The 4,716-nt window shown below is 30.3% G+C and carries 4 protein-coding genes; 2 read left to right on the top strand and 2 right to left on the bottom strand.

The window, feature by feature from the left end:
• Positions 1–205 precede the first annotated feature (205 nt).
• Positions 206–1,072 (top strand): hypothetical protein, encoded by an 867-nt coding sequence (locus JJE11_RS14830; protein ID WP_291636976.1) that lies wholly within the window; start codon positions 206–208, stop codon positions 1,070–1,072.
• 40 nt (positions 1,073–1,112) lie between these two features.
• On the opposite strand, the gene JJE11_RS14825 is transcribed toward JJE11_RS14830, so the two are convergent.
• Positions 1,113–2,669, bottom strand: a complete 1,557-nt coding sequence (locus tag JJE11_RS14825; protein WP_291636974.1) for an ABC-F family ATP-binding cassette domain-containing protein — start codon at positions 2,667–2,669, stop codon at positions 1,113–1,115.
• A gap of 385 nt (positions 2,670–3,054) precedes the next feature.
• Between JJE11_RS14825 and JJE11_RS14820 the strand changes: the two genes are divergently transcribed.
• Complete coding sequence (locus JJE11_RS14820; RefSeq protein WP_291636972.1) at positions 3,055–4,230, top strand: class I SAM-dependent rRNA methyltransferase; 1,176 nt, start codon at positions 3,055–3,057, stop codon at positions 4,228–4,230.
• A 254-nt stretch (positions 4,231–4,484) separates the two neighbouring features.
• Here the strand turns inward: JJE11_RS14820 and JJE11_RS14815 are convergent.
• On the bottom strand, positions 4,485–4,716 hold a 232-nt coding region (locus JJE11_RS14815), incomplete at its 5' end, for a hypothetical protein (protein WP_291636970.1).

Below are 4,716 nucleotides of genomic sequence, written 5' to 3'. Positions count from 1 at the left end.
CTTCCCTTAAAATTATTTTATTATCAGCACTCAGGCTTCTTGTATAATAATTTTAGTTGTCCAATCATCATTACATTTTATAATAATATAAATTTTTAATACTCCTATTTCAAACATTAATTATGTTTTTTATATTTGGGAATGCTAATTATGTTATAATTTATAAATCAAACTAATAATCCTGTTAGCTATAAAGGAGTTTACTATGAGAATAATATCTAAAAACAACCTATGTGTAAATAGACCATATATAAATTTAAAAAAACTACCAATGAAAAGTTCACTTAGAGTTGGTGAAATTACTGAAGCTGGTTTTAAAGGTACTTATATAATAAATCAACATACACAAAACTTATCTACTAATGATAATTACATTCTACAATCTAGTGAAGGAATTGAGAAAATAACACTTGATACTCAGCTGCTCCATGAACTCTTATTAGTTGAGGTCAATTATTCATCTAGAAATATTAATAAATCTAAATTTAAGGTTTACCTTATTTTAGATAATATAAAATATTCCTTACCAGTCAGTTCATTTCAAGATATTTATGATAACTGTATGAATATATTAGATAGAGAACTTCATGAAAAAGAAGAATTAACTTACATAAAACAAAGTTTTAACAATTTAGAAAATGATGAAATCTCAGTAAATATAAATTTAAATTTAGAAAGATTACAAGAATTTAAAGATAAGGTAAACTACAAAAGAAATATTTATTATTTTGTTATAAATAACATTGCTGCGACTACTTCAAAGTATGATATTAACACTAACCTCAAAGAGATACTAATAAGTGATACTTTAAAAGTTCTAAGATATAACTGTGATACAAGACTTTATATCTTAGTAGAGCCTAACGATAAAATAGTTAAAATAGAATTAAACGAAACTGATATTATTTGTGACCTCGGTGAAATTAATTTCCCTACTGTTAGTATATGCACAGATTATGGACTTGGAAAATTATTAGATGTTAAAAATAATGTTATTCCAAATACTAATACATTATCATTATTTGCTAATATACTAGATCTAGGATTAGATGTTTTAAATAGTGATCTATAAAAAAAGAGCTAGAAATTATTCTAGCTCTTTTTAATGTAAATTATACGATTTTAGTTGTCCAATCCTCACAATCCCATACATCTGTAACTACGTCTTGATAAAATTCTGGCTCATGGCACACTAAAAGTATGCTTCCTGTATATTCTTTTAAAGCCCTCTTGAGCTCTTCTTTAGCATCTACATCTAAGTGGTTTGTAGGCTCATCTAGGATCAATATATTGCTTTCCCTGTTTAAAAGCTTAGCGAGCCTTACCTTTGCTTGCTCTCCACCACTAAGCACAGTAATTTTACTTTCGATATGTTTCGTAGTAAGTCCACACTTAGCAAGTGCCGATCTTACCTCACCTTGAGTTAAACTTGGGAATTCTTGCCAAAATTCTTCAATACAATTATTGCGGTTGACTCCCTTTATTTCTTGTTCATAGTATCCTATGTATTGGTAATCGCCTAAGTTTGTATGTCCCGAAACAGCATTGATATCACCCATAAGGCTCTTTAATAAGGTTGTTTTTCCAACACCATTAGCACCAATCAATGCAATCTTTTGCCCTCTTTCCATATATAAATCTATAGGTCTCGATAATGGAGTATCATATCCAACTACTAAATCCTTAGTTCTAAATATTATTTTCCCTGAAGCTCTAGCAGATTTAAAATTAAACTGTGGCTTAGGTTTATCTTTTGTAACTTCAATTCTATCAATTTTATCTAATTTCTTTTGTCTTGATTTTGCCATTCCACTTGTAGACGCTCTTGCTTTATTTTTAGCAACAAAGACCTTTAGTCTAGTAATTTCTTTTTGCTGCTTTTCATAATCAGATTCTAGTTGAATTCGCTTAACCTCATGAACTCTTAAAAATTCTTCATATGAACCTATATATCTAGTTAATTTTTTATTTTCTACATGATATATTATATTAACTGCATCTTTTAAGAATTCAATATCATGGGATATTAGGATAAATGCATTTTCATAATTTTGAAGATATCTCTTAAGCCACTCTACATTCTGCTCATCCAAAAAGTTAGTAGGTTCATCAAGCAGTAGAACATCTGGCACTTCTAATAAAAGCTTTGCAAGAAGAATTTTCGTCCTTTGTCCCCCACTTAAATCTTCAACATCATTTTCAAGGCCAACATCTTTGAGTCCAACCCCTGCAGCAACCTCATCTATCTTAGAATCAATAGCATAAAATCCATTGTTATCAAGCAAATCTTGAATTGTTCCCATTCTATCCAATAACTTTTCTAGTTCGCCTGGCGTGGCATCTCCCATTTTCTCTGTTACATTAATCATTTCTTCTTCTAATTTAAAAAGATATTTAAAAGCATCCCTTAAAACTTCCCTAATAGTTTTGCCCTTTTCCAAAACAGTGTGTTGATCCATGTATCCCACTCTTACACTACTTGACCATTCAACGGTGCCCTCATCTGCCATAAGCTTTCCTGTAATAATGTTCATGAACGTTGATTTACCTTCTCCATTAGCTCCTATAAGTGCTATGTGTTCGCCTTTAAGTAATCTAAAAGATACATCTTCAAATATTCCTCTGTCACCAAATCCATGGCTAACATTTTTAACTACTAATCTACTCATTTGTGTTTCTCCTTACTATATTGTGATTTTATATATTTATAATTTTTACATTATGAAATTATTTCTAGTCATATACTTATTTGTTATTAATATTAGGATTTGCTATATTGATTTCCACTCAAAGAAAATCCGTCCAATTTGACCTGTATTTTCTTAATTCAAGTGTGGAATAAAAAATGACACATATACTAGTGTAATTTATATTTACTCTTATGTCAAAACAATTTTATTAATTTTATATTACAAATTAATTCAATGTGGTATACTACTATAGATAAATAGCTTAATATTTTATAATTAAAAACTTTTTTAACTATAAAAAATATATGGAACATAGTGATTATTAATTATTATGTCTCCCTAAAGAACACAGGAGGAATTTAAAATGGCTTGTAAATTTTACTTATATAGAGGTAAAGGTAGGAATTCAGAAAATGGGCACCTTTGGATATATGCCAATGAAATTGAAAACTTTGATGGCGAATATGAAAATGGAGACATAATTGAAGTATATAATTTTAGGCAGGAGTTTATAGGAAAAGGATTTATAAATGATGCTTCTAAAATTGCCATAAGAATAATGACTAGAGACATACATGAAGAAATAGATGAAGAGTTTTTCAGAAAGAGGCTTCACGCTGCTTGGACATATAGAGAAACAGTTATAGATACTTCTAGTTGTAGATTTTTGTTTGGAGAAGCAGATTTTGTACCTGGAATGATTATAGATAAATATGAAGACTATTATGTTATTCAATCTTTAGCGCTCGGTATAGATAAATATAAAGATATAGTTGTTAAACTACTAACAGATGAATATCATGCAAAGGGCGTTTATGAAAGAAGTGATGCTAGAGTTCGCGTGCTTGAAGGAATGGAACAAACAACAGGATTTTTAACAGAGCCCTTTGACACTACTTTTCAAATTGTTGAAAATGGTGTTAAATATTATGTTGACATTGCAAATGGTCAAAAGACTGGGTTTTTCCTAGATCAAAAGGAAAATAGAGCAGCTATTCACAGATTATGCAAGGATGCTGATGTTTTAGATTGTTTTACACACACAGGATCATTTGCCCTTAATGCAGGTATAGCTGGAGCTAAAAGTGTACTTGGAGTAGATATCTCTGACTATGCAGTAGAATGTTCTAGAAAAAATGCAGAACTTAACGGACTTTCAGATATTGTTAAATTCGAATCCCATAACGCCTTTGACGTGCTAAAAGAATGGTCAAAAGAAGGAAGGCAATATGATGTTGTAATCCTAGATCCCCCTGCTTTTACAAAGTCACGTTCAACTGTAAATGGCGCTACAAGAGGATATAAAGAAATTAATCTACGAGGTATAAAACTAGTTAAACCAGGCGGATATTTTGTAACTTGCTCTTGTTCTCACTTTATGTACCCTGATTTATTTAGAGATACCATAGCTGAAGCAGCATTAGATGCTAAGCGAACACTTAGACAAGTAGAGTTTAGAACTCAAGCAGCGGATCACCCAATCCTATGGAATTCTGATGAATCCTACTACTTAAAATTCTACATATTCCAAGTAGTTTAAATTGAAAAAAGTATATATTACTAGAAATGCTTTCACTGCGCCAAGTAATTCTAGTAATATATACTTTTTTTTGCGTCTAAGATTACATATTTCGCCATCACATATTTCCAGACTATAATACCCTCCTTATATTCTGGAACGTCCCTCTTGTATAAAAAGGAACTACTTAAATTATAAGTAGTTCCCGCAATTATTAATCTAATCTGCTAGTTTAATGGTATTTCAAACTCCAAAAGAAATTTTAAATCAGGAAGTTACCTTGTAGCGATATTGATTCCCTTATTCTTATTAATACGATAGCACTCTAATATATATGAGCCATCTATATTTCTTTGAATGGTTTTTCTTGGGTTATTAAGTCTATTACCTTTTTCATCTTCTAGAAAAACACACATACCATTGCCATATGGGTGATTACCCTTATAAGTATAATGGACTAACGTTTTATTCTTTAGATACTCTATTTTACTTACAGAAATTTGCCCT

The sequence above is a fragment of the Clostridium sp. genome, assembly GCF_016650095.1.
GTDB lineage: Bacteria > Bacillota > Clostridia > Clostridiales > Clostridiaceae > Clostridium_AD.
Note: the sequence above shows the minus strand (reverse complement) of the source record. Positions and strands in the feature narration are given on the sequence as shown.